At 71.0% G+C, this 3361-nt stretch carries 1 protein-coding gene and 1 pseudogene; one reads left to right on the top strand and one right to left on the bottom strand.

Annotation, left to right across the window (positions count from 1 at the left end):
* On the bottom strand, positions 1 to 2673 hold a 2673-nt coding region (locus EYA84_RS29230), incomplete at its 3' end, for a sensor histidine kinase (protein ID WP_131057257.1).
* A 461-nt stretch (positions 2674 to 3134) separates the two neighbouring features.
* On the opposite strand from EYA84_RS29230, the pseudogene EYA84_RS33725 reads away from it, so the two are divergent.
* Positions 3135 to 3361: pseudogene (locus EYA84_RS33725) on the top strand (ATP-binding protein); the annotation flags it as partial.

Below are 3361 nucleotides of genomic sequence, written 5' to 3'. Positions count from 1 at the left end.
TGAATAAGCGACAGTCTCCCCGGCGACCGGCGGCCAGGCCGGCGGCGCCGAGGGCTGCTGGTATCCGGTGCCCGGCGAGACGGGCCGCTGTGGCAACCCGCCCGGCGCACCCGAGACCGGCGAACCGGAGACCGGGTGCCCGGAGACCGGGGCGCCGGAGACCGGCGGCGCGGAGTACGGCGTACCCGAGACCGGCGGCGACGAGACCGGCGGCACCGGCGGCGCGGACACCGCGGGCGGCGCGTAGGGAGCCGCCTCCGGGCTGCTCGGAAGCTGACGCGGGATGTTCGGCTGCTGCCCCGAGTGCGGCTCGTCGGTGTGGCGACGCTGCGGCAGCGGGTCGTGCGACGACCCGTTCGGGTTCCGCGGGGCGAAGTTGTTGCCGCCCGGGACGCCGCTGGCACCGGTCAGGTCCGACCAGGCGGGCAGGTTGCCCGCGCCGGCCATGAAGCCGGGTGCACCGGCACCGTTGCGGCTGGCCGGGTCGAAGGGTCGGCCACCCAGGGTCACCTGGTTGCCGGAGCCACCGGGACGCTGCGTGGGAACCTGCGGCATGCCCGGACCGTGGCCGTTGTGACCCGTCGGCGGCATGCCACCGAACGCGGGGGCCGGGCCGGGCTGGGGGGCGGCAGGAGGCAGCGCGGGGTGCTGCTGCCCACGGCCGGAGAGCGCACGCGGCACCAGCACGGTCGGCGGCAACGTGACGTCGGCGACGGTGCCCCGGTCGTTGCCAGGACGCAGCTCCACCCGGACGGCGTGCCGGGACGCCAGCCGGGCGACCACGACCAGGCCCATCATCCGGGAGACCGCGACGTCCACCTGCGGCGGCGTGGCGAGGCGCTCGTTGAGGTCGGTCAACTGCTCCGCGCTGATGCCGATGCCGCGGTCCTCGACGTACAGCGTGGCGCGGTCACCGACCCGGCGGGCCTCCACCAGCACCTGGGAGTCCGGCGGAGAGAACGCGGTCGCGTTGTCGAACAGCTCGGCGACCAGGTGGACCAGGTCGTTGACGGCGTGCGCGGCGACCTCGATGTCCCGGTCGATGACGCCGAACTCGATCCGGGTGTAGTGCTCGACCTCGGACTGGGCCGCCCGGAGCACGTCGATCAGCGCGGCGGGCTCCCGCTGGACACGGGTCGAGTCGGCACCGGCGAGGACCAGGAGGTTCTCGTCGTTACGGCGCATCCGGGTGGCCAGGTGGTCGAGCTGGAACAGCTCGGCCAGCCGGTCCGGGTCCTCCTCGCCGCGCTCCAGCCGGTCGAGGTGGCCGATCAGCCGGTCGACCAGGATCTGGGAACGGCGGGCGAGGTTGACGAACATGGTCGCGACGGACGCCCGCAGGGCGGCCTGCTCGGCGGCGGTCCGGACCGCCTCCAGGTGGACGGCGTTGAACGCCTCGGTCACCTGCCCGAACTCGTCCTTGCTGCGCACCGGCAGCGGCTCGGCGATCTGGTTGGCGAGCTGCATCGGCGAGAGCTGGCCGGTGACCTGCGGGTCGCGCAGCCGGGCCACCGCCTGGGGAAGGCCGTACTGGGCGATGGAGAGCGCGCCCTGTCGGAGGTCACGCAGCGAACGGGCCATCGAGCGGGCCACCAGGAACGCCAGGAAGATGGCGAAGAGCAGCGTGGTCAGCAGCAGGCCGGTCTCCAGGAACACCTGCCGCTGCACGTCGGAGCGGAGGGTGGCGGCCTCGGCGGCGACGTCCGAGTCGAACTTGGACTCCACCGACCGGATCAGCCGACCGTTGGCGACCAGCGCCGTGTCCCACTGCTCCGGCGTGAAGTCGAGTCCGCCGAGGGTGTCCGAGGTGTCGGCGTTGACCTGGCTGATGTAGATCGTCGCCTCACGCCGGTCACCACCACCGACGGTCTGGGCGTGGAACTCCGCCTCGGCCTCGGTGGCGACCGCGTTGAAGCTCTGCTGCGCCTGCTGCTGGCCGGTCTCGCTGGAGATGTAGTCGGTGCGCAGGGTCGAACTCATGCCGCCCTGGATCATGGCGCGGTGCACGACCACCCGGCGGACGGAGAGCCACTCCTTCTCCCGCGCGACGGCGGCGGAGGCACGCATCCGGTCGCTCAGGTCGTTGTCACCGGCGAGCTGGCTGGCCGAGTCCCGCACGGAGAGCAGCTGGTTGATCAGCTCGTCGTACGACTGGAGCGTGTCGGTGATCTTGAATTTGCCGTTGATCACCTGGCTCCGGGTGCCCGGCAGGTCACCAAGGCGCTCGTCGATCGCCGTCAACAGATCCTGAAGGCTGGGCGGCAGGTCGGTGAGGTCGGAGCGCTGCGACGAGTAGGGATCCGTGGCCCGGTCGACGGCGCCCGCGACATCGGTGTAGCGCGCGGAGGCGTTCTTCTTCGCCTCCGACTCGGCCTGCCCGGCCGACTGCGGCGGCACGCCGAGGAGCAGGACGGCAGCCGTCCGCTCGTCCTGCAGACCGTCCACCAGGGCACCGGAGTGCCCGATGAGTTCCGCGAGGTCGCCGGCCCGGTTGGCGTCACTGAGCGAGTCCAGGTGGTCGACCAGACCGCTCGTGCCCACGACGACCGTGGCGATGGTCGGCACGATCATGATGAGACCGAGCTTGGACCAGATCGGCATGTCGCGGAGCCGACCGACCGGTCGACCCATACGCGACAGGAAGGAGCCTGCCGTCTTCGGTCGTTTGCTCACGTCACCGCCCTCGTGATTGCAGCGTCCGCGTTGTCTTGCGGACAACGCCCAGCAGCCGACCCGGCGGGTCGGACCATCCGAGATTCCATCACGCCTCTCCGGAAAGAGAAAGCCCAGGTTGGCCCCAGCCAAAGGTGTGATGAGATGTTGACGCAATTTGATCGCGGTCCGTCTGTTCGGAGTCACTGAAGGTAATGAAGCCCCCGCACCGAGTCGTCCTGCTCGCCGGCCCCTCCGGCTCCGGGAAGTCGTACGTAGCGCGACAAACCGGCCTGCCAGTGCTCTGTTTGGACGATTTCTACAAGAATGGCGATGACCCATCGTTACCACGTCGAGACGGCCAGATCGACTGGGAGTCGCCCGCCTCGTGGGACGCCGAAACAGCCGTTGAGGTGATAACCCGACTGGCGATGGACGGTCGGGCAGACGTCCCGGTGTACGCCATCAATGAGGACCGCCGGGTGGCCAATCGGCCGTTCGAGCTGGCCGACTCGCCACTTTTCGTGGCCGAAGGGATCTTCGCCGCGGAGATCGTCGAGGAGTGCCGACTCCGGGGCGTGCTCGCCGGGGCGTACGCGCTGCGCCGACCGCGCGGGGCGACCTTCCTCCGTCGGCTGGCCCGCGACCTGGCCGAGCAGCGCAAGGGCCCCCGCGTGCTGCTGCGCCGGGGCGTGACGCTGCTGCGGGC

The sequence above is a fragment of the Verrucosispora sp. SN26_14.1 genome, assembly GCF_004307965.1.
Classification (GTDB): domain Bacteria; phylum Actinomycetota; class Actinomycetes; order Mycobacteriales; family Micromonosporaceae; genus Micromonospora.
The sequence above is the reverse complement of the archived record's forward strand: the minus strand, read 5'-3'. Positions and strand labels throughout refer to the sequence as shown.